This is a genomic window from Herminiimonas aquatilis, from assembly GCF_042665175.1.
Taxonomy (GTDB): Bacteria; Pseudomonadota; Gammaproteobacteria; order Burkholderiales; family Burkholderiaceae_D; genus Oxalicibacterium; species Oxalicibacterium aquatilis.
On the sequence record NZ_JBHTCC010000006.1, the window covers coordinates 1 to 20,424 of the forward strand.

Consider the following 20,424-nt stretch of genomic DNA (forward strand, 5'->3'; position numbering starts at 1 on the left):
CGTTCTGTGACCTGTTTGACTGCTTCAATCTTGAATTCTTCTGTATATCGCTTTGCACTCATAACACCTCCGTTAACCTATAAATTTATAGGCTCAGATGTGTCTAGTAAAGCCGGGGCGATTCACAAAGACGTCGTGAAGGTGCCGCATAGCACGACCTTCGAGCCGGATCTGGTCAAGAAGGAATTGGGTATTTCGTTTTCTGCCTGGGATAACTTCCGATACCGCATGACCAAGCTGGCAGAACGCAAACTCAAGGATCAGGAAGCAGATGCTTTCTTGCGCACCCTCTTCTCTATTCCAACCGATCACAACGGGCGGCAATACATGGATCGCACCATGCGTCAGGTCAAAAACATCTATGAAGGAAAAGGACGAGGTGCCGAACTACCTTCGGCGAAGGGAACAGCTTTTGGGCTGCTGAATGCCATTACTGCTTATGTGGACCATGAACGGCGAGCCAAGAGTGTTGACCATCGGCTGGATTCGGCTTGGTTTGGCCCTGGGGCAGCATTGAAAAGTCGAGCATTGTGGCAAACGACCGCGCTGTTATAAACGATCCGATGCTATACGGCTTCCAAAAGCCGAGACATCGGCACGTCTAGGGCGAAGGCGATGCGTTCGATATTGCAAATAGAAATGTTGCGTTCGCCCCGTTCAACCGAACTGACGTAGTTCGTATGCAGGTCTGCCAACTCAGCAACTCGCTCTTGCGTAAAGCCTTTCTCCAATCGAATTCGACGGATATTCGAAGCGAAGAGAAGCTGGGCATTACATCTTTTGATTTGTTTTTCTGTCACCACGCGAGGATGACTTTAGATGCTCCAAACCTCCACACACTTTGAGTTTGTTGTTATTATTCAATAACACTTTGAGTTTGATTTTAATAAGGAAATAACCATGGTCTTTTGCCGCGGATGCAGTAAAGAAATTCATGAAAGCGCCCCATCCTGCCCGCAATGCGGTGCGGTTCAAGCAGTAGCCACTAAGTCCGCAGAGGAATCAGGATGGATGGGCATCGTCTCTGCAATTTTTGCTGGCCTGGCGTTCCTAGGCAGCGTGGGTGTTGAGGGGACGCACGACAAAGATGCGATCTTGGGCGTCGGCATCTTAGGAGTGAGCAGCCTGATACTCGGCGCAATCAGCCTGCAGCAACGAAAGCCCCTGAAAACCTTATCGATTGTCGCCGTCACTTTTGCAGCACTCGGCCTTCTTGTTCTCTTAGGGAATACCCAATTTAACTAACTTCCAACTAAAGGAAAAAATGAGTTCATTTCTAAACTGCCAGCACTGCTCTCATCAAATTCACGTGAGTGCTCCTGCTTGTCCAAAATGTGGTGCGCCCGCTATCAAGGCAGCTTCACCAACTGTAGCTGTTAGCAGTACGGTGGTGTGGATCCTCGCATTCGCACCTTTGATTGGTTTGATTCTGGAAAGCCTTGTGGCTGGTGTACTTGCACAAAATGAATATGAGGCAGCACATGCGATGGCTACTAGTAAGTACTGGTACATCTCGCTAATACTCAACATTGGGCTATCTGCTGGAGAAGACGCCCGGTTGAAACAAGACGGCGTCGATACGTCCAGCTTCGGGAAGTATTTCTTCTTGGTCCCTGTCTTTCTGTGGAAACGCGCTAAAGCGTTCAATCAAAGCCCTGCCTACTTCTGGACATGGATAGGCATGTTCGCCTTGACGATGATTCTTGGAATATTCATCGGAAGATAAAACGGCAGTAGCGGCTCAGGCTGCTACGCAGCTATCCCCATAAAAGAATAAAAGTACCTTTCAGATATAGGAACAAATGGCTATGACCTCTTGCCACGCCTGCACTAAAGAAATTCCCGATAGCGCGACGCATTGCCCCGAATGCGGCGCGCCTCAAGCCGTAAAGCTCATCTCAACATCAAAACCGACTATCGCTAAGGCTGTATCAGAGCCACTCCCTGCCGGCGTTCACGGCTGGTGCTGGGGAGGTTTTTTATTGAACGTCATTTGGAGCATCCGATTCCGGGTTTGGTGGGGGCTGCTCGCACTCATTCCCGTAGTCGGCATTGGCGTAAGCATCTGGCTTGGCTTGAAGGGACGTGAGTTAGCATGGAGAGCCGGTAACTGGAGCAGCCTCGAAGAGTTCAATCAATCACAGCGGAGATGGTCGATCGCCGCCATCATCGTCTTCGTTGCTTCAGTAGCGATTAGTTTGCTGATGGAATTCACCAATGTGGGGCGCAAGCCTCCATCACCAAGAGATCAAATCGTAGCAGGACTTGATTTATCCATTCCGCAGACACCTGTAGAGAACGTTGTGCCGACTGAGCACGTGCATGATGAAACGACCTTAGCTAACGTAGACAAAGAAGGTGTCGATTTATTAGAAACGCGTTACGGCCATCTCACGACTAATCAACATACTCAACTCATCCTCAATGGCCGTTTGGCAAAGCCAGTCATTCAGGCGAACTCCTCACTGTCGATCAAAGAGTCTTTTCTTATTGGAGAGGACCAATTCGTTCTTATTGAAAACCTTGGTGGCTCCGCTTGTCCTGCTCTATTCAATTTCGTATCGATTAAAGCCAGCGGTGCGCAGAGCTATCCGACATTTGGGACATGCTCAGACATCTATGAAGCAGAGCGCAGTGGCGACTCTATCGTCGTCACCATGCAAGGAGAAAATAATCAGGCGCATCGATACGTATTTGCAAACGGTGTACTTACGGACAATGGCAAACAAGTTGGAACGCAACCAGTAAAGGACTTTTCTGTTGAGGCTGTCATCGACGATCCAGATGGCTACACAAACGTGCGTGCACAAGCTAATGGACAGAGCGCAATCATAGGACGTGTCAAGAGTGGCAATTCGTTCCAGACGCATCCGCAAAATTCCGAATGGTGGAAAGTACAGGTAGCAGGAGGAAATACAGGATTCATTCATCGTAGCCGCATTGTTTTAATGCAGCAGAGGTTTTAATCTCATGACAATCAATGAGCAATACATGCTGCGTATTTATACCTGCATCCCTCTCCCACTAAATCAAGACCGCCTCGGCGGTCTTTTTATTTGCAACTTCATATTCAACACAATCAGGAAGTGCCTTCCTTTCATGCCGGGCGCATTCCTCTATCCGGAGGTCATATGACTACCACCATCAACGTATGTGAAGAGAAACAAGATACCAATTCTCTCCGCCATTGGAGCGAATTCCTGCATGACCTAACAGCAGTAGATACCTGGATAGTGCACAGAGCGATTGAAATCTTAGATGAACACGTAATCAAGCACGGTCCTAAGCTAACAAGTCCAAAGGATGTGAAGGACTATTTGCGCCTACAACTCCTCAATGAGAAGAGGGAGGTGTTTGCGGTTGTGTTCATGGACACACAGCATCGTGTGCTTGCTTATGAGCCACTGTTCTTTGGGACGATCCATCAGACGTCTGTGTATCCTCGCGCGATAGTGCAACGTGCGATGTCATTGAACGCTGCATCAATGATCCTGGCACATAACCATCCTTCTGGTAGCACACATCCTAGTGAAGCAGACAAGCAGCTTACTAATCGTCTTAAGTCTCTTCTGGAATCAATCGACGTACGCGTATTAGATCATTTCATTATTGGAGAGGAAGGTACATTCTCGTTTGCAGAGCATGGACTGCTCTTCTAAGTTAGATCTCATCACTATTCATTCAATATCTTTTTTACATCTCTACCTATGTTATGCGAGACAGTAATACAGGTACTTGATGATGGAGATAGTGATCGTTGAATAAACAAGAGCTAATAGAGGGGTGATATAAGGACGCGCACTTAACCTTTCTCAAGATTTCCTCAAAAGACTACCGGTATTACTTCATCTCACAAGCAGCCAGCGAAGACACTCGCTGGCTTTTTAATGTGGACATGAGGATAAATGAAAATGGCAAGCTTCCATCACTGCATCAAGAGCGGCAAGAAAGGCACAGCAGCAAATCACGCTGCTTATATCAGCAGAAAGGGTAAATACAATCAACGTGATGACCTAGTGGCAACCGGTCACGGCAACATGCCCCAATGGACCGACGACGATCCACATGCATTTTGGAAGGCGGGAGACAAACACGAACGTGCGAACGGAGCGGTGTACCGGGAGCATGAAATTGCACTTCCTTCGGAATTGACGTTGAAACAAACGCTAGATTTAGTCGATGAATACATAGAGAAAATAATAGGCGAAAAACCCTATGAGTATGCTATCCATCAACCACGATCTTCGATTCAAGGAGCAACCAACACACACCTCCATTTGATGTTTTCTGATCGTTTGGATGATGGTATTGATCGCAAACCCGAACATATGTTCAAGCGATATAACTCAAAGCAGCCAGAAAACGGCGGATGCAGGAAAGACAGTGGTGGGAAGAGTCCAGTCGAGCTTAGAGAGGAAATAATTAAAATGAGACAGATAAGTGCCGCTCTTCAGAATGCGTCACTTGAAAGAAACGGACATTCAAGCAGAGTCGATCATCGGTCATTGAAAGATCAAGGCATTGCAAGACGACCAGAACGTCATCTAGGTCCTGCACGTATTCAAGCAATGACAGGCGAGCAAAAAGAAAGCATCATCAAAAACAGAGCGGCCTGCCTTACATAGTGGTTTAAGAGGTTGTACAAGCCGCCTCATGCAGATGCAGAGGGTCACGTGGATTGAAGCGCAATCAAGAGAGCGCAACACGCTACCATCGACGTACAAGCATGAGTCAAACGAGTGATCAATTTTTCGAGGGAAGTTCGTCCGGACGGAAAGCCCGCTGCCGCACCGACGAAAGAGAAAATTTTAAGAAATCATTTGAAGCAGGCAAAAAATATGCGATTCATGCTGTTAGCAGCATGAATCGCATGGAAATCTAAGAACATTTTTTATTTACTTGATCAATCTGTCAATCACTTCAAAAGTTTTGCAGCGCTGGAAACTGCTTTGCATGGAAGTAAGCCTGATGCAGATTGATATAACGTTCGCCTTTTAGACCAACCCCGATCTGAATACGTCCTAGTGACTCCAGACAATCCAAAGCCGGTTGAAACTTGGCTTTTGTGCGTATAGGTCCGAAATTGAGCGCATGGTTTTTAAGGACAGACGTGTAATTAGCCTGCCAAACGTATCGATATAAATAGTCCTCCACTTTCATCGCGTTGATAACCACTTCTGAAACAGCAAACTCTGGCGAAAAAAGACGTTTGAATTCATCAATGTGCCATCCAACGATATCGAAAGCTCGTTGAAGTGTCTCGACTGAAATCTTACCTTCCTGCGATGAGAACACATGCATCACACCTGCCAAGCGGCTGGTAATTTCCAGCACCTTGGAAGCAAAGTCATCGATATCATGCAGGTACTGCGATGGCCGCAACATAAATTCGATTTCGTTTGATAGTTCAATCCAGCGTCTGATTGCATCCTCGGAAAATTCCAAGATGTCACGTTCGATCTTCCCTAAATCGATACGTCGCTCATACTCTTCCAGCAACTCCCTCATTCTGGCTTGCAGTTTTGGCAAATGCATATATGGTGGATTAACTGTAAAAATGAAACGAGTACCCTTCCTAGTTCTGGGATCACCAATTAGATACCGTGCCCAGTTTCCTGACCCTCTTAGCTCATCTCCACGTTTTCCCAAAAAATCCTTAAATATCAATCGTTGAATCATGAACGATATACTCATCCGCGGCTCCTTGACGTGGAGTTGTACACCTTCACTGCGGTCCATCACCAACTCTGCGCCATCCCACAACGAATTGTTGATACCAACGCGCTCAAGCGCTCCGCCTTTAACCAAAACGTGTCCTTCGTCACTGACAAACCCAATGGATTCGCCGCATCCCTCAAGTGCCTCCATCATTGCACGCTCATTTGTGAGTTTGCGCATGATGCGACGCGGTCTCGGCTTTACAGGCTTTGCTTTCGCATGTACCAACATGCGCTCTTTGATATCCTTGATGCATGCGTCTTCGCGCGTCAGCTTAACGAGCCTCTGCTTGAGTCCTGACAAAACTGATTTCCAAAAATCCAACTCCGCTCTGTAATGTTCAAATTGAACGTCGTATTTATCCTTCATCTTTTGATCGAATTCATAAATCGGCTTGGCTACAATGGCATGCACTGCCGATTTGCGCTCACCGGAATCTGCTATCACAGCCCAATTCATTGATAGAGGGCGAACTTGCCCTGTAGGCAGACGAACGTCATATAACGGTTGGGTAACGATGCTCATGCAACTGCCAACTTCCATGGCAATCAATGCATCGGGCGCTTGTACGTTTTGTATCAACTCTTCGATAGAATCCTGAACATCAACGTAATAACGTTTTGGATAAGGAAACGGCTCAAGAAAATTATTCACGTTCTACCTCCGTCACGAGCTGATCGATCATAGAGCTGAGATGACCTTGCACAAGTGATTTACGCGTGCCAGTCTCTGCAAAAGTCAGGTTATATATTGCGGACGATCGACGTGGAATTGCAGCCGGCCAGCTTGCATGTATGGAGTTGGCAGATTCGGAGTTTTTACTGTCTTGACATAACTTCAGCATGTTTTTGTCTTCGTTTAACATTGAACGATTCACTTTGAGTGCTGTAGTCAAATTGCGTTTCGCTTTAGATTTCATTTGTATCCTTGTTAGTATTGTCTGCAGCATGGCTGCATGTCATTCATGTCGTTGGGTGCGCACAGAATGAACTGCGTCACACCCCTGCTCGTTACTTATTCATATCTTTGTTAGCAAACGCGGCAGCAATGCTGCTACTGACTTTCTCCATATGTGGCAAAAGTGATCCACATAAACTGCACGGCAAAACATCCCCGCACTCTTTTCGACGATCCTGCTCTGCCTTTAACTGCGCACGAAAGCCGCCAATGGACAGTTTCAAATCCATCTTTTCTAATTGAGATACAAGTTGCTTCTGTGAGACCTTGCGAGACAATGCACGCTCGATTGCCGGATACAGTTTTTGAAAGTGCGCGGTGTTTTTCTGTTGCGCGCAAGGCTGTAAGGCATCCAGCTGATCAATGAACTGTTGCGTTGTTAAGTCCGATGATGCTGCTTCTTGATTTGGTGTTTTCACGTTTTCTTTCCTGTTTATAAGTTATGTAGATTGAGTCTTAGGCTTTCGTGCGTTGACGGCTGCTGAGCCAAATATCTACCTCCCCTTCGATCCATCCCACTGAACTGACCCCTAACTGGATAGGTTTCGGAAAATCACAATCGTAGTATTTGCTTTTGAAATTGAGCTTGTTATATACGCTGCTGTTTCCTAAACCGGTCTTCTCCTTAAGCCGTTTGATACGAATTACATTGGTTAAAAAATTGGCTGTTGTATGCATTTATTTCTCCTTGAATGAAGTTGGTTACAACGAGACAAGTTTAGAAAAATCAAGCGCGAACGGAAATGAAGATATTCAAGAATCTCGTAACGAGATTCTTGAATATCTTCATGACAGAAAATAGAACTGGTGATATGGGAAAGAAGAAAATACGTCACATCGCCGAGCCAGAGCGACGACAATGAAGTATGCGGGGACAGTAAGAGATACTGCTTAAGGGGATCGGGAAGTGATGAAAAGCGCAAATGGCGTGAACCATTTGCTACTTAAATGCAGGTACTAGTTGGCTTGCAGGAGATATCGCAGTTTCGTTTATTTATCGAACAGCTCGTTGGCGTCTTTTAGCGTTCCAAAATGAATGAAAATTGCGTCGTACTTCAGCGGAAATGATTGATTACGTTTAGCATAATCTTGATTGAGCTTATCCAAAACGCCGAGTGTGGCTTGCCGGCGAGATGGCCATCTTTTTTTCATCGTGCGCGCAAGCTGTTCCGCTTCCAACTTGTAGGGCATGCTCTTTATCCCTTTGCCAGTTCCAGCCTTTGAACTCTGCTGAGTTTTCACTTGCACTGTAGTATCTGCAATAGTGTTCTCTCTCGCATTCGCTACACCTCTGTAAGAAGAGGAAAACCCACACCAATAATTGGCGTCAACCAAATACGACCAAGCAGCGAAAGTTAGACCTTTGTCGTTCGCATCCAATGCCCGACAATAATAAGCCGTGGCGTTTAACAAAGGTGCCTGGGTTATCTCCACAAAATCCTTACCCCGCTCGGACTCATCCAAGAATTGCATAAAGATTTCAGAAGGGTTTTCAATTCGAGGGTCATCAATAACCTGGACCTTCGCAAACACATCGTGTTGGTAATCTCTAGACGTCTTACTGGGACATAAGCCAATAAAGCAATTAATAAGGTCATGAGCAGTCCGAGCGATGAAAACATCTAGATCTGTTACTGAGCGGGAAAGTGGGTACGCTGGATATGAAATCGACATGATTCGAATAAAGTAAGTAAATGCCAAAAAAATTTGGCGGACAACTCGACAGCAATCAACAATTATTGTTTTTGTAAAGACCGTGCCTTATGAATAATTTCTTGAGCCTTTTTTGACCCTTCAAATTCCCTTAATCCTTCTCGAAATAGTACTCCTCCGAGTGCTATCAAATAATTTAAATCGTCACCTGCTATTTGAGACTGAAGTCTAGTGAGAATTCCAACCATAGCTCCCGCAGCTTCGGCGCAGGACAAATCAGTCTTTTGTCCAGACTCGCTCATGGATCGTGCAATTTGATTGCTATCCATTGTGGTGTGTTAAAAAATGGGATGGCTGCGCTACGAATAATTTAAACATTTGATGTCTCAAATTTATTGTTCTTGTGGGATTGAAGCTTTCGCTTCCTGCAGACGAGCTTTGTGGTTTGAGTTTCGCTCGTGTATCTCATGTCAATTTTAGAATTTTGGCATTAATGTAAAAATATTTTGTACCATCAATGACATGAATAAAAGGACCAAGATTCCAAATTTTTGTGTGTACCAAGATTGAGAGAGCGAAGGACACTTCATACTCACAAGCTTCATCACATCATGTAGATCAACATTCAATATCGATTTTCGGGTGCAGTTCGCCGAGAGCCAATGCCATCATCCGAGTCCAGAATAACTATCACTGGGAAAGCCAAGAACCACTCCGCTGGACGCTGTATGAAAGATCATGGACATATAACGAGGTGCGTCTTTTATGTCTTGATCTAAGTGAACTGGCCTTGCAAGAATCTCTAACTGCTTCGAGCTCGGCTCGTAGTGTGCCTGAATGATCACTTTGGGGTCTTGTTGGATTGCAGTACGGATCACATCTCCGTGTAAGCCGAGGAAGAATGCTCGACCGGATTTATTACAGTAAACCTGACCGACTATGTCGCGATCCTCCATCCACACTTTGCCATTCGCAAAGAAATCCTCCACATAGTTACGCGCGGTATATGCGTGCCCTGTTTTTGAGCGAAGAGTCTCAGGTTCGTCTGATGCCTTCCCTTGCCGCCACAGTGCCGCACGTGTTTCTAGGGCATCTGCCAGACTGGCTTTTGGCGCTAACAGAGATACAATCGAAGCGACATATTCCAACCGACTGGCGATCTTGATATCGCTAGGATTACCCGGCACCTGATCGCTTGGCGGATCGAGTAACAGGCATTTCGCAGTATTGCTTGGATCTATAGAGGCGATCATCCCATAGCGTGCAAATGCGGGATGTTTGTAAGCGCCCGCCTTTGCAATTTTGATTTTCTTTTTTTCGATTTTTCGAGCTTGTGCTACGACGGCTTCCTGATTTACGTTGTTGTCCTTGACGAAGCTCCCCTTCGCCTCGATCTGAATGACTTCATTCTTGTTCGTGATCCCCACCAAAATTCGCTCGAAGTCAAACGTCGGATGAGCGGTCAGCCCGCGTTGCTCAGGAATCGTTGTCCAATCTGCCGCCGTCAATCCAAACATAACACTCGCAACAGAAAGACTTACTGCTTCACCTACTTTCTCTTGCAGACCTTCGCTACCCTGTAGGCAATTGATCGTGTCATTGATATTAAGGACGCCGTCTATCCAATCGCTAGCTTGTTTAAGATACTTGCGTCGAGCTTTATAAGTAGCATAGCTAGGATTGTTGGCCCGATGAATCAAGAAGTAGTTCAGGAAATCTGCCAGGAAAATTTCACTTGTCGTTTTAAATGACTTTACTTTGGCAGCAGTGCCAAGCGTCCGGTAAGTCCCTTCTGCCAGCAACGATTGGTGTTTGGCATCATAGTACTGGAGATCGATTTTCAGCTTATGCGCTTTTGTAGCAGGATTGCTGGACATTCTTACCTTTAATCGTTAAACGGTGCGCGAAATCCTAACACGAGTCGATTCGCAAAAAAATTCTGCAGCCCTATTAATGCGTGTCCCTATATCTTGTTTGTTGAATTCAATAAGAATCAAAAAGAAGGCAGTAGCATCTCAATGAGAGTATGAAATCTAATCCACTGGCAAACATTCCACAAAATAAAGTAGCATGCATCTAAATTGACGAAGTTAGAAATTGCATATAAAGGATGACCATGGCATCGCAGATATTTGATTTTGAAGGACCTAAAGGTTACCGACTATCTGGTCGCATTGAAGGGCCCGAAACACCTAATGCATGGGCGATTTTTGCGCACTGCTTTACCTGTGGCAAAGACAGTCTTGCCGCGACGCGGACAACACGTGCTTTGGGCGCACGTGGTGTCGGTGTCTTGCGTTTTGATTTTGCTGGATTGGGTGCTAGTCAGGGCAAATTCGGTGATTCGACCTTTGCCGCTGATGTGGCTGATTTAGTTGCTGCCGGCCAGGCTATGACGGCGGCTGGTAAGGAACCTTCATTATTAATCGGTCATAGTTTGGGAGGCGCAGCATCATTGATGGCAGCAGGCACGATGCCTAATATTCGTGCCGTCGTGACGATCGGAGCACCATACGATTTAAAGCATGTGCTGCATCAGTTCGATCCGGCTGCTTTGGAAAAGATCGAAGCAGACGGCGAGGCCGAAGTTCATCTAGCTGGTCGTCCTTTTGTTGTACGCAAGAATTTAATTGATGCTTTACGCGAGCACGATTTGCGCTCGCACATCGCGGCCTTGAAACGGCCATTGTTGGTGATGCACGCACCTAGCGACGACACGGTATATATAGAAAATGCTGCGAATATCTTCACCGCAGCCAAACATCCTAAGAGCTTCATTTCTCTGGATGATGCAGACCATTTGCTGACGCAACGTCGGGATGCCGACTATGTCGCCGATCTAATTACCGCATGGTCCTCTCGTTATCTTCCGATGAAGAGTGATGCAAGTTAAGTAGCATTGCTGCCATAGATCTCTCTGATGCGGCAATAAATGCGGCATCAGAGAACTTCGTCAAATATAGTCAGACATTAGAAACAACAACACTCGATGCAACACCACCTACAGCGACGCCACTTACGGCAACAGCAGTTGCGCCAGCAGCCATTCCACTACCACCAGCAGCTAATGCACCACCACCGAGAGCAGCTAAAGATGCACTTTCCAATGCTGCGCCCGTTAAAGCACTGATTGCGGTTCCAGTGCTAGCCGAACCAAGTACACCCGCGCTTCCTAAAGTTGCAGCAATTGGCCCCGCGAACGCAAATGCGGCTCCGCCAGTGACTACCGCAACACCTGCAACAAGCGCTGTTTTTCCAGGATTTTCTGAAACAACTTCAACCACTTTATCAATGCTTCCGCAGACACCATCGATTACCACCACATTGACTGCTTTATCGATTCCACGACCAGTTCCCTCGACGACATCCTTAATTACATCTCCCACTGGGCAAAGAACATTGTCACAAATAGCATCCCACAATCCCATTTCGCTCTCCTTGAAACTTTCAACATTAGAATGGTAGCTCACCAACCGTAGTACTCAGTATCGCGAAATATTTAAAGCGTAAAGCATTTATCAACGAGTGGGATAGTATTGTTTATCCGACGTCAGTACCACCCGTCGCAACTTCTCGAAAAACTTCCAGGTAAGAAAAATGGTTCGAAGTACGAAAATGCTACATGCGGAAATTGCTGCCTGTACTAACTGCGCCCCAAATTTACCCTTAGGCCCTCGTCCGGTGGTGCAATTCAGCAGAACGGCGCGAATTTTGATCATCTCACAAGCGCCTGGTACGAAGGTTCATGCCAGTGGCATTCCCTGGGACGATCAAAGCGGCGCGCGTTTGCGAGAATGGCTTGGTATATCACCACAAGATTTTTACAATCCAGAAAAAGTCGCCATCATGCCAATGGGATTTTGTTATCCAGGTAAAGGAAAAAGTGGCGATTTACCACCACGTCCCGAATGCGCACCACTGTGGCATGACAAAATTTTGGCACAACTACCGCCGGATCATTTGACATTGTTAGTTGGAAGTTATGCGCAAGCGCGCTATTTGCCGCCAACGGCTCCTCGATTACAAACGGATAGAGTCGAAGCGTTTGCCTCTTTTTTACCCGCTTTTTTTCCGTTGCCGCATCCGTCATGGCGTTGCGTTAGTTGGATGACTCGCAATCCCTGGTTCGAAAGTAAACTTTTGCCGATTTTGCGTGATACGGTGCAAAAACGTCTTGATTGAATGAATCGTTGAGGAACAGAAAATGTCCAATTTAGCCAATAAACCCTCAGTGATTTCGATTCGTCGAGCATATGAAGATCCATCCGAAAATGATGGATATCGAGTGTTGGTTGACCGTCTCTGGCCTCGCGGACGTAGCAAAGAATCACTCAAACTTGATCAATGGGCGCGCGAACTGGCACCGACCGACGAATTGCGAAAATGGTTCGGACACGAGCCGCAACATTGGGAAGTTTTCCAGCAACGCTATCGAAGCGAACTTGCTGAGACAGAAAAATTGCAGCAAATGCAATTATTACTCGCAGATGCTGCCGGTCGGTCGATAACGCTCGTATACGGCGCTAAAGATGAACAACACAATCAAGCAGTAGTGTTACGCGACGTCATGTCAAAGTTACTTCTAAAATAGGATCAATATCGTATTCTTTTGGATTGATGAATACTTGTCCAAGCAATTTTTAGTTAGCAATATCGGTCGATAATCTCGAACAATTGGCGACACGATTTAGCGACGTACCGTTCAGGTGCAGAAGCAATGCCGAGTAAAAGACCGGGTAAGGCTCTAGATGGAGTAGCAAACCACGCCGACAAAGGCGACGGTGCGATACCAATGTTCCTTGCTTCCCGAACGATTTGCACGTCGGGCGCGCCGGCAGGAAGTCTGAGAAGTACTGCCAAACCCGCCTTAATCCATTCTGCATCACGCATTCGTAACTGTTCGCATAACCCGTCACTCTGTGCAGAATATAGACGCTTGAGTCGACGTACCCGCTGAATGTAGTGCCCATCATGCATAAATTGAGCCGTGGCGAGTTGAATTACGGGCGATGGAGCAGGAGCAAGTGTTGCAACTATCTCGGAAAATGCCTCAGCCAATTCGACTGGTACAACTACAAATCCAAGTCGCAGCCCTGGACTAATAGTCTTGCTGAAAGAACCTATATGGATAACTCTTTTTCCTTCGTCCAAAGATGCTAAAGCAGGTGCTGGTCTGCCTTCTAGTTGCAACTCACTGAGGTAATCATCTTCGATGATCCAGGCGTTATTCGCTGCTGCCCACTCAAGTAATTGAAGCCGTCGTCTCAAAGACAGAGTTGTACCCAATGGCGCTTGTTGTCCAGGCGTCACCACGGCTAACGCGGCGTCCGCGGCGTTCTTGATTCCGTAGTCCACATCGAGACCTTCGGCGTCCACTGGTACTGGAACAATATTCAAACGAGCGAGCTCCAATCCCTTCCGGGTAAGAAGGAAACCAGGTTCTTCCATCCAAACCTTTCGACCATCCAAACCTAACACGCGTAGTACAAGACCTAAGCCAGAACTGTATCCTGAAGTAATAAACACCTGCTCCGGAAAGCAGTGAAGATTTCTAGAAATGGAGAGATAGCCTGCGACCTCTTTACGCAGTTCAATCTCTCCTCTCGGATCTGGATAAACCAGTGATGAAAAAGATCCAGTCTTCAATAAATTGGAAGAGCGTGCACGTGCGAAAAGTTTATCCGGGAACCCTTCCATCGCTGGAATGCCGAGCTGAAAGATCGCCGGACCGGCCATCATCTCCTGATAGGTTTTCATAAAAGCCCCGGGTTGCGGCGCTTCTGGTTTTCCAGCCGTCGTGTGAAGTCGCGGAGCTACGCGAGTTCCCTTTGCCCCGAAGGTTTCGATCATCTGAGAATCAGATAACCGTTCATAGGCCGCTTGAACTGTGCCACGAGCCACACCAAGCTGTGCGGCTAGACCCTGCCATGAGGGTAATCGAGTTCCAGGTGCAAGAAGACCTGACTCTATTGCCCGGCAAATGCTTACACAAATTTGCTCAGACAACGACAACTTCGCTGTCCGATCAAGTTGAATTTTCAGATTTGGATTCATATTCTTAGTACACACAAAAATGGGAAGTCTTGGTTCTTTTTTTCACACCATCGATGGTACAGAATATTTTCAAATTACTGTGCGATATTCTAAGGTCAACGCGATATACACAAGAAAAATCCAAGAGGCCAATCTCATTTGCAGGAAGAGTATACATCCGCTACACCAGAGCAATAAATTTGAAACATGAGGAAAGCAACATGGAACAGTCTCCCCAAATTGGCGAGAGAATCTCCGACAAATTAACGCCCCCCGATGAACGCACAATCCGCAACTGGATCGGACAGGAGGCATTCAAGCATTGGAATGAGATGAGGAACTGGATCGGGGCTTCCTACCCGGATGTCTTCGAACCAGATTGGATCTATGGCGGCAAGAAACGCGGTTGGTCTCTTCGCTACAAGAAGACTAAGGCGTTCTGTACGTTAATACCCGCATTCAGACAGTTTTCAGTTCTGGTGGTTTTGGGTGGCGCGGAGCGAGAAAAGTTTGAAGAGCGGCGTTATGCCTGGAGCCCTCAATTGCTTAAGTTCTACGATGAAGCTCGAACATACACTGATGGGAAATGGCTGACACTTGCGATCTCATCTGCAGATGATCTGCATGATGTGATGGAACTTGTGAGTATGAAGCGTCCACCACTCCATCTTTCTTAGTACACACAAAAATGGCGCGTCTTGGTTCTATTATTCATACCATCGATGGTACAGAATATTCCAACATTAACACTCAAAATTCTAAGGTCAACATGAGACATTCGAACAAGATCGTTCATCCGATTCTGATTGCACTTTGCACAACAGTTGCAATGTTCGTCAGCACTGGTGTTATAGCGCATGAGTCCAACGAAATTGTGAAGCCGAATTTTGAACAAACAATTCCCAATCTGCCGGGCAAATCACTCATCGCCGTCGAAGTCGAGTATCCACCAGGCACGGCCTCATTACCTCATAACCACGCGAAGTCGGCTTTCATATACGCGTACGTGGTATCTGGTGCGATCGAATCGAAAGTCAATGATGGTGATGTGCGCGTGTACCGCGCTGGTGAGAGCTGGTCTGAACCGCCAGGTGCGAACCATTCCGTAAGTCGGAATGCGAGCAAAACCAAAGCAGCAAAACTCTTGGCCATATTCGTTGTTGATAGCAACGACAAAGAACTGACCACGCCTGCCAAGTAAATACCTTCTTGTCCTCAACTTATCCCTTCACCCCTAGGAATAACCATGTTTAACGGAACCACCCAGACCAACCCCGTCATTGAATGTATTTTGAGCCGCTCTTCCGCCAAGTATTACGACCCTGCCGCCACCTTAAGCGATGAGCAAATCTATGAGCTCGTTCGCATCGGCACGGCCGCACCAACATCTTTCCACTTGCAGAACTGGCGCTTCATCGCCGTACGTACACCGGAAGCTAAAGCTAAGCTGAGTCCGATTGCTTGGGGCCAACCTCCGATTACTGAAGCGGCCGTTACCTTCATCATCTGCGGTCAGTTAGCCGATTCCAGTGTAATACCGGAGCGCTTAGCGCCACTGGTGAAAGCGGGCGTTATGCCAGCAACGATGGTGCCGGAATGGGAGAACCCTGCACGTGGCCTTTACTTTGATCAGCCGCAGCGTCAGCGCGACGAAGCAATGCGCACTGCCACCTTTGGCGCGGCAGCGATGATCTATGCAGCACGTTCGTTCGGCCTGGGCTCGACGCCGATGATTGGTTTCGATGCTGATGGGGTACATCGTGAGTTCGGACTGACCAAAAACGAAGTGCCAGTTATGCTGTTGTCCATTGGAGTGGAGCGTGCAGGAAATTGGGCGCAGAAGCCACGTCGTCCGGTGACCGAAGTACTGAATTTCGTCTGAACTTTATCCGGTCATATTGCCCCTCCTTCTGGAGGGACATAAAAGTGATGCAAACAAATCCCAGAGGCGTCTAGGAAAAGTCTTGGAAACGCCTCTGGGTTCTTCGTATGTGCAAACCAATTCCTTGGAAAAATTTACGTTCTACATGTACGATCAGGTCGCGCATTAAACTCTGTCGTACGTAGAGCCGGTGTACAACCGCAATCAGCGTTTCAAGTTTCCGAGGATCTATGTCTCAAGTCGACTGGCTAAGCCGTCTCCTGCAAATGATCACCATCACTGGCAAGCTAGAGGTTCACTGCACCTATGGCGCCCCATGGCGTGTGGCTTGGTCCCAGTCTGCAGCTCATGAAATCCCCTATCACGTCGTACTCAATGGCCGAGCCATTATCGAAGATCCGGAAACGAAGACGAACAGGGAATTGCTGGCCGGCGATATCGTGCTGTTACCTCACGGGTCTGCACATGTGCTGCACGATGGCAGCGGGCATCCGCCGGGGACTACCCACAATCGCCAAGGTTCTGCAGGATGGACGCTCAGCGAAAATGAAAGTCCGGGAGAACATTTGGACATGCTGTGTGGGCGATTCTTCATAGAACCGCCTCACGATCGGATGATTCACGATTATCTACCTGCGACTTTAATAGTGCGTGCCATAGATGGCCACAGTGAGGGGAGCATTAAGTCTGCTTCGAACCACTTAGTCAGCCTCGTAGAACTGATGCGCGTCGAATCTGCAGGCGATAAACCAGGCGGATGCGCAATCCTCAACTCACTTACTTCGGCGCTGTTCACATTGGCACTGCGGGCAGCGAGTGAATCCGAACAGGCACCGCCAGGTCTGTTAGCGCTTGCCGGCCATTCACGATTGACTCCGGCCATTTCAGCCATGTTCACTAATCCGGCACGTCCGTGGAATCTTCCTGATCTGGCCGACTTGTGCAACATGTCACGCGCTACCTTCGTTCGGCACTTTCAAGACAAACTGGGACGTTCAGCAATAGAACTTCTGACGGATATCCGAATGAGCATGGCCGCCAACGAACTGAAGAAGCCTGGAATGACCACTGAGGCTGTGGCTGATGCAGTTGGCTATCGATCAGTTGCGGCATTCAGGAGAATATTCACCGAAAAAATGGGAATGACGCCGGGGCAATGTCGACGTCTATCGCGCGAGGTGAAGTAATGTCTTCACTTTCAGTCTGCAGCCTCGAAGAAATAGAAGGCACACCACCCCATGCCGCGGTGCTGCGGATTGATAAATTTTATTTTGATCTTTTTGAGCATTCTATTGAGCAAAGCTCGTCTCGAAATTTGTGTCTGGCAAGCCTAAAGTGAAGGCTACTAACACGAGGGAAGATTCCAAGATGTACTTCCCCAATTAGTGAAATCAGCAACTTACTTTACTTACGGAGATCATGATGACAAGAACTGCCGCTTTAAAACCAGAACAAGTACCAGCCGATTCAAAAGCAACTCTCGAAATGTTCACCAAGAACATCGGCTTCACCCCGAACATGATGGCAACTTTCGCACAGAGCCCGATCGCGTTCAACGCATGGGCCACCCTCCTCGGTTCCTTGAGCAAGGCACTCGACGTGAAGACACGTGACAGCATCGGTCTCGCTGTTTCTGAAGTGAACGGTTGCAACTACTGTCTGACAGTTCACAGCTTTACAGCGCAACATATGGCCAAACTGCCAGCCGATGAAATCATTCTCGCTCGGAAAGGTCGTGCTAACGATCCAAAGCGCGATGCCGCCGTTCAGTTTGCACGTAAAGTCACCGAGAACCGTGGTCAGGTCAATGATGCCGATTTGAAAATTGTCCGTGATGCTGGCTACACAGATGCGAACATCATGGAAATTGTTGCCTTGGTGGCAATGTACTCCCTGACGAACTTCATCAATAACGTGTTTGATCCTGAGAAGGACTTCCCCGCCGTTGCTCCGGCCGGTTCGATCTAAATGCAATCCGGTCACCTGACATCTTCAGGTTATAGAAGATGCCATGTGATAGGAGCGTAATGCCAAACCCAGATGCATCACCTAAAGATTTTGAGGAACGTGTCTGGTTTTTCGTATGGATCGATGATCGACATTTGAATAATACTTTCAGGAATAACGCATGAACAAGTCACAGAAGGTTGTTGTTGTCACAGGTGCATCGCAAGGCATCGGCGCTAAGATAGTGCAGGCATTCCGAAAGCTAGACTACAGAATCGTAGCAACCTCGCGTTCGATCGGACCATCAGATGACGACAATATATTGAACATCGCTGGCGACATCGGCGATCCTGCAACCGCTCGACGCGTCATCTCCGAAGGAGTCGCACGATTTGGCCGAATTGATACGCTGGTAAACAACGCCGGTATCTACATCGGAAAGCCGTTCACCGAACACACGGTAGAAGATTACGCAGCTGTAATGAACGTAAACATGGCGGGCTTCTATCACATTACGCAACTCGCAATTGCTGAAATGGAAAAGCATTCGAGCGGCCACGTGGTAAGCATTACTGCCAGCATCGACCAAGTAGCAATCAGTGGGGTTTACTCAGTCTTGGCGGCGTTGACAAAAGGTGGCATCAATGCCGCAACAAAATCACTTGCAATCGAATATGCGAAGAAAGGAATTCGTGTGAACGCCGTCGCTCCTGGCAACATAAAGACGCCGATGCACCCTCCTGAAATTCACGAAGTGCTTGGAACTTTTAACCCTATTGGACGTTTGGGTGAAACAAGCGATATCGCCGATGCCATCCTCTTTCTCGAATCCGCACCGTTCATCACTGGAGAGATTCTCCACGTCGACGGCGGACAAAGTGCTGGTCACTGAAATGCGCCATCAGATAAAGCCATAATTAAAGGAATACTACGATGCCAAGAGCAACTGCTCTAAAACCGGAACAGGTACCGGCTGATTCGAAACCGACTCTCGATGCATTCAGCAAAAGCCTTGGATTCACCCCAAATATGTTGGCAACCTTTGCGCAGAGCCCGATCGCGTTCAATGCATGGGCCACCTTCCGAGGCTCCTTGAACAAGGCGCTCGACATGAAGACGCGTGAAGCGATCAGTCTCGTTGTCTCTGAGGTAAATGGCTGTAATTACTGCTTGGCAGTTCACACCTATGCAGCAAACATGGCTAAGCTGCCAGCCGATGAAATCATCCTCGCTCGTAAGGGACATTCCAGCGATCCAAAGCGCGATGCCGCCGTTCAGTTTGCACGCAAAGTTATCGAAAACCGTGGCCAAGTTAATGACACCGATGTACAAGCCGTTCGCGATGTTGGCTACACAGACGCGAACATCATGGAAATCGTCTCAATGGTGGCGATGTTTTCTCTAACAAATTTTTTCAATAATGTGTTCGATCCCGAAAAAGATTATCCGGCCGTTCCGCCGGCTGGCTCGATCTGAATACTGACAAATTCAGGAGAAAGAAAGTGACACCCGATCATCCAATTTTCAAACGATGGCCAGCGCAGTATCCCGATCGCCTGCAACTGTTTTCTCTTCCGACACCCAATGGAGTGAAGGTTGGCATCATGCTTGAAGAAACAGGCCTCGCTTACGAGCCGCATAGAATCGACATCATGGCGAACGAAAACCACGACCCGGCCTTTATTGCACTCAACCCCAACGGCAAGATTCCCGCAATCTACGACCCGAACGGACCGAACGGCACACCGCTTGCATTGTTCGAATCGGGCGCGATCCTTCTCTATCTTGCCGACAAGACAGGACAATTCATCTCGACCGATCTGAACACTCGCTACGAGACGATCCAGTGGGTAATGTGGCAAATGGGTGGAGTCGGTCCGATGTTCGGTCAGGTCGGTTTCTTCAACAAATTTGCCGGCAAAGCATATGAAGACAAACGCCCACGTGACCGTTATGTAAACGAATCAGCGCGACTACTCCGAGTTCTAGACAACCGGCTCGCCGATCGCGACTGGGTGATGGGTTCTGATTACAGCATCGCCGATATTTCATTGCTCGGCTGGGTGCGTAACCTGATCGGCTTTTACGAAGCGCGTGAACTCGTAAACTTCGACCACCTTCTTCATGTGCAGGCATGGCTCAACCGTGGCCTCGCTCGTCCGGCAGTGCAACGCGGACTCGAAGTGACGGCAACTAATTAAGGGAAATAACCGATGAAAATAGCCGTAACTAGC

Annotated in this window: 26 protein-coding genes; 17 read left to right on the top strand and 9 right to left on the bottom strand. The window is 47.6% G+C overall.

The window, feature by feature from the left end; translation table 11 throughout:
- Positions 1-555: DUF932 domain-containing protein (locus ACFQO0_RS16555; RefSeq protein ID WP_382236935.1), on the top strand; the 555-nt coding region annotated here is incomplete at its 5' end.
- 11 nt (positions 556-566) lie between these two features.
- Here the strand turns inward: ACFQO0_RS16555 and ACFQO0_RS16560 are convergent.
- Positions 567-803, bottom strand: coding sequence for a helix-turn-helix domain-containing protein (locus tag ACFQO0_RS16560; RefSeq protein ID WP_012078848.1), 237 nt, complete (start codon positions 801-803; stop codon positions 567-569).
- Between the two features lie 208 nt (positions 804-1,011).
- Between ACFQO0_RS16560 and ACFQO0_RS16565 the strand changes: the two genes are divergently transcribed.
- From ACFQO0_RS16565 to ACFQO0_RS16585, 5 genes are all read left to right on the top strand, one after another.
- The gene (locus tag ACFQO0_RS16565) at positions 1,012-1,245 is read left to right on the top strand and encodes a hypothetical protein (RefSeq protein ID WP_041296403.1); all 234 of its coding nucleotides are present in this window, start codon (positions 1,012-1,014) and stop codon (positions 1,243-1,245) included.
- 19 nt (positions 1,246-1,264) lie between these two features.
- On the top strand, positions 1,265-1,726 hold the full coding sequence (locus tag ACFQO0_RS16570) for a hypothetical protein (protein ID WP_012078846.1): 462 nt from the start codon (positions 1,265-1,267) through the stop codon (positions 1,724-1,726).
- Between the two features lie 76 nt (positions 1,727-1,802).
- Positions 1,803-2,966, top strand: a complete 1,164-nt coding sequence (locus tag ACFQO0_RS16575) for an SH3 domain-containing protein (protein ID WP_012078845.1) — start codon at positions 1,803-1,805, stop codon at positions 2,964-2,966.
- Positions 2,967-3,131: 165 nt separating this feature from the next.
- Positions 3,132-3,659, top strand: coding sequence for a JAB domain-containing protein (locus ACFQO0_RS16580; RefSeq protein WP_083757413.1), 528 nt, complete (start codon positions 3,132-3,134; stop codon positions 3,657-3,659).
- A gap of 246 nt (positions 3,660-3,905) precedes the next feature.
- Positions 3,906-4,625 (top strand): MobA/MobL family protein, encoded by a 720-nt coding sequence (locus tag ACFQO0_RS16585; protein ID WP_049831496.1) that lies wholly within the window; start codon positions 3,906-3,908, stop codon positions 4,623-4,625.
- A 295-nt stretch (positions 4,626-4,920) separates the two neighbouring features.
- Here the strand turns inward: ACFQO0_RS16585 and ACFQO0_RS16590 are convergent, their stop codons facing one another.
- The 6 genes from ACFQO0_RS16590 to ACFQO0_RS16615 form a co-directional block, all read right to left on the bottom strand.
- A complete protein-coding gene (locus ACFQO0_RS16590) occupies positions 4,921-6,372 on the bottom strand; it encodes a YfjI family protein (protein WP_012078843.1) in 1,452 nt (483 codons plus the stop codon).
- Positions 6,373-6,728: 356 nt separating this feature from the next.
- Entirely contained in the window at positions 6,729-7,094 is a 366-nt protein-coding gene (locus tag ACFQO0_RS16595) for a hypothetical protein (RefSeq protein ID WP_011870220.1), read from the bottom strand.
- Positions 7,095-7,131: 37 nt separating this feature from the next.
- The gene (locus ACFQO0_RS16600) at positions 7,132-7,353 is read right to left on the bottom strand and encodes an AlpA family phage regulatory protein (RefSeq protein ID WP_011870219.1); all 222 of its coding nucleotides are present in this window, start codon (positions 7,351-7,353) and stop codon (positions 7,132-7,134) included.
- 312 nt (positions 7,354-7,665) lie between these two features.
- On the bottom strand, positions 7,666-8,208 hold the full coding sequence (locus ACFQO0_RS16605; RefSeq protein ID WP_382236944.1) for a hypothetical protein: 543 nt from the start codon (positions 8,206-8,208) through the stop codon (positions 7,666-7,668).
- Between the two features lie 203 nt (positions 8,209-8,411).
- Positions 8,412-8,630 (bottom strand): hypothetical protein, encoded by a 219-nt coding sequence (locus tag ACFQO0_RS16610; RefSeq protein WP_041296401.1) that lies wholly within the window; start codon positions 8,628-8,630, stop codon positions 8,412-8,414.
- Between the two features lie 366 nt (positions 8,631-8,996).
- Positions 8,997-10,205, bottom strand: coding sequence for a hypothetical protein (locus ACFQO0_RS16615; RefSeq protein WP_012078842.1), 1,209 nt, complete (start codon positions 10,203-10,205; stop codon positions 8,997-8,999).
- 239 nt (positions 10,206-10,444) lie between these two features.
- Between ACFQO0_RS16615 and ACFQO0_RS16620 the strand changes: the two genes are divergently transcribed.
- A complete protein-coding gene (locus ACFQO0_RS16620) occupies positions 10,445-11,221 on the top strand; it encodes an alpha/beta hydrolase family protein (protein ID WP_011870215.1) in 777 nt (258 codons plus the stop codon).
- A gap of 70 nt (positions 11,222-11,291) precedes the next feature.
- Here the strand turns inward: ACFQO0_RS16620 and ACFQO0_RS16625 are convergent, their stop codons facing one another.
- Entirely contained in the window at positions 11,292-11,756 is a 465-nt protein-coding gene (locus ACFQO0_RS16625) for a hypothetical protein (RefSeq protein ID WP_011870214.1), read from the bottom strand.
- A 187-nt stretch (positions 11,757-11,943) separates the two neighbouring features.
- Here ACFQO0_RS16625 and ACFQO0_RS16630 point away from each other — a divergent pair, with 187 nt between their 5' ends.
- Both ACFQO0_RS16630 and ACFQO0_RS16635 read left to right on the top strand, forming a co-directional pair.
- Positions 11,944-12,510 carry a uracil-DNA glycosylase family protein gene (locus ACFQO0_RS16630; RefSeq protein WP_382236957.1) on the top strand — a complete coding sequence of 189 codons (567 nt, stop codon included), beginning with the start codon at positions 11,944-11,946 and terminating at the stop codon, positions 12,508-12,510.
- A gap of 22 nt (positions 12,511-12,532) precedes the next feature.
- Positions 12,533-12,919 (top strand): DUF488 domain-containing protein, encoded by a 387-nt coding sequence (locus ACFQO0_RS16635; RefSeq protein ID WP_011870211.1) that lies wholly within the window; start codon positions 12,533-12,535, stop codon positions 12,917-12,919.
- A gap of 53 nt (positions 12,920-12,972) precedes the next feature.
- On the opposite strand, the gene pdxR is transcribed toward ACFQO0_RS16635, so the two are convergent.
- Entirely contained in the window at positions 12,973-14,382 is a 1,410-nt protein-coding gene (gene pdxR / locus ACFQO0_RS16640) for a MocR-like pyridoxine biosynthesis transcription factor PdxR (RefSeq protein ID WP_011870210.1), read from the bottom strand.
- 200 nt (positions 14,383-14,582) lie between these two features.
- Between pdxR and ACFQO0_RS16645 the strand changes: the two genes are divergently transcribed.
- The 8 genes from ACFQO0_RS16645 to ACFQO0_RS16680 all read left to right on the top strand — a co-directional run bounded on the left by ACFQO0_RS16645 (position 14,583) and on the right by ACFQO0_RS16680 (position 20,391).
- A complete protein-coding gene (locus tag ACFQO0_RS16645; protein WP_041296400.1) occupies positions 14,583-15,038 on the top strand; it encodes a DUF3788 domain-containing protein in 456 nt (151 codons plus the stop codon).
- A 92-nt stretch (positions 15,039-15,130) separates the two neighbouring features.
- Entirely contained in the window at positions 15,131-15,562 is a 432-nt protein-coding gene (locus tag ACFQO0_RS16650) for a cupin domain-containing protein (protein ID WP_012078839.1), read from the top strand.
- Positions 15,563-15,607: 45 nt separating this feature from the next.
- Positions 15,608-16,243, top strand: a complete 636-nt coding sequence (locus tag ACFQO0_RS16655) for a nitroreductase family protein (RefSeq protein WP_012078838.1) — start codon at positions 15,608-15,610, stop codon at positions 16,241-16,243.
- Between the two features lie 230 nt (positions 16,244-16,473).
- Entirely contained in the window at positions 16,474-17,430 is a 957-nt protein-coding gene (locus ACFQO0_RS16660) for an AraC family transcriptional regulator (protein WP_012078837.1), read from the top strand.
- A 235-nt stretch (positions 17,431-17,665) separates the two neighbouring features.
- Positions 17,666-18,211 (top strand): carboxymuconolactone decarboxylase family protein, encoded by a 546-nt coding sequence (locus tag ACFQO0_RS16665; RefSeq protein ID WP_012078836.1) that lies wholly within the window; start codon positions 17,666-17,668, stop codon positions 18,209-18,211.
- 160 nt (positions 18,212-18,371) lie between these two features.
- Positions 18,372-19,082: an SDR family NAD(P)-dependent oxidoreductase gene (locus tag ACFQO0_RS16670; protein ID WP_012078835.1), complete on the top strand. Its 711-nt coding sequence runs from the start codon at positions 18,372-18,374 to the stop codon at positions 19,080-19,082.
- Positions 19,083-19,123: 41 nt separating this feature from the next.
- A complete protein-coding gene (locus tag ACFQO0_RS16675) occupies positions 19,124-19,666 on the top strand; it encodes a carboxymuconolactone decarboxylase family protein (protein WP_012078834.1) in 543 nt (180 codons plus the stop codon).
- A gap of 26 nt (positions 19,667-19,692) precedes the next feature.
- The gene (locus ACFQO0_RS16680; RefSeq protein ID WP_012078833.1) at positions 19,693-20,391 is read left to right on the top strand and encodes a glutathione S-transferase N-terminal domain-containing protein; all 699 of its coding nucleotides are present in this window, start codon (positions 19,693-19,695) and stop codon (positions 20,389-20,391) included.
- The last annotated feature ends 33 nt before the right edge of the window (positions 20,392-20,424 follow it).

What these genes read in the sequence shown, in the direction of transcription:
- ACFQO0_RS16620 (WP_011870215.1), top strand. Translation starts at nt 10,445, where the DNA reads ATGGCATCGCAGATATTTGATTTTGAAGGACCTAAAGGTTACCGACTA.
- ACFQO0_RS16610 (WP_041296401.1), bottom strand. Translation starts at nt 8,630, where the DNA reads ATGAGCGAGTCTGGACAAAAGACTGATTTGTCCTGCGCCGAAGCTGCG.
- ACFQO0_RS16630 (WP_382236957.1), top strand. Translation starts at nt 11,944, where the DNA reads ATGCTACATGCGGAAATTGCTGCCTGTACTAACTGCGCCCCAAATTTA.
- ACFQO0_RS16675 (WP_012078834.1), top strand. Translation starts at nt 19,124, where the DNA reads ATGCCAAGAGCAACTGCTCTAAAACCGGAACAGGTACCGGCTGATTCG.
- ACFQO0_RS16575 (WP_012078845.1), top strand. Translation starts at nt 1,803, where the DNA reads ATGGCTATGACCTCTTGCCACGCCTGCACTAAAGAAATTCCCGATAGC.
- pdxR (WP_011870210.1), bottom strand. Translation starts at nt 14,382, where the DNA reads ATGAATCCAAATCTGAAAATTCAACTTGATCGGACAGCGAAGTTGTCG.
- ACFQO0_RS16645 (WP_041296400.1), top strand. Translation starts at nt 14,583, where the DNA reads ATGGAACAGTCTCCCCAAATTGGCGAGAGAATCTCCGACAAATTAACG.
- ACFQO0_RS16580 (WP_083757413.1), top strand. Translation starts at nt 3,132, where the DNA reads ATGACTACCACCATCAACGTATGTGAAGAGAAACAAGATACCAATTCT.
- ACFQO0_RS16565 (WP_041296403.1), top strand. Translation starts at nt 1,012, where the DNA reads ATGGGCATCGTCTCTGCAATTTTTGCTGGCCTGGCGTTCCTAGGCAGC.
- ACFQO0_RS16570 (WP_012078846.1), top strand. Translation starts at nt 1,265, where the DNA reads ATGAGTTCATTTCTAAACTGCCAGCACTGCTCTCATCAAATTCACGTG.
- ACFQO0_RS16635 (WP_011870211.1), top strand. Translation starts at nt 12,533, where the DNA reads ATGTCCAATTTAGCCAATAAACCCTCAGTGATTTCGATTCGTCGAGCA.
- ACFQO0_RS16660 (WP_012078837.1), top strand. Translation starts at nt 16,474, where the DNA reads ATGTCTCAAGTCGACTGGCTAAGCCGTCTCCTGCAAATGATCACCATC.
- ACFQO0_RS16665 (WP_012078836.1), top strand. Translation starts at nt 17,666, where the DNA reads ATGACAAGAACTGCCGCTTTAAAACCAGAACAAGTACCAGCCGATTCA.
- ACFQO0_RS16600 (WP_011870219.1), bottom strand. Translation starts at nt 7,353, where the DNA reads ATGCATACAACAGCCAATTTTTTAACCAATGTAATTCGTATCAAACGG.
- ACFQO0_RS16650 (WP_012078839.1), top strand. Translation starts at nt 15,131, where the DNA reads ATGAGACATTCGAACAAGATCGTTCATCCGATTCTGATTGCACTTTGC.
- ACFQO0_RS16655 (WP_012078838.1), top strand. Translation starts at nt 15,608, where the DNA reads ATGTTTAACGGAACCACCCAGACCAACCCCGTCATTGAATGTATTTTG.
- ACFQO0_RS16585 (WP_049831496.1), top strand. Translation starts at nt 3,906, where the DNA reads ATGAAAATGGCAAGCTTCCATCACTGCATCAAGAGCGGCAAGAAAGGC.
- ACFQO0_RS16615 (WP_012078842.1), bottom strand. Translation starts at nt 10,205, where the DNA reads ATGTCCAGCAATCCTGCTACAAAAGCGCATAAGCTGAAAATCGATCTC.
- ACFQO0_RS16670 (WP_012078835.1), top strand. Translation starts at nt 18,372, where the DNA reads ATGAACAAGTCACAGAAGGTTGTTGTTGTCACAGGTGCATCGCAAGGC.
- ACFQO0_RS16625 (WP_011870214.1), bottom strand. Translation starts at nt 11,756, where the DNA reads ATGGGATTGTGGGATGCTATTTGTGACAATGTTCTTTGCCCAGTGGGA.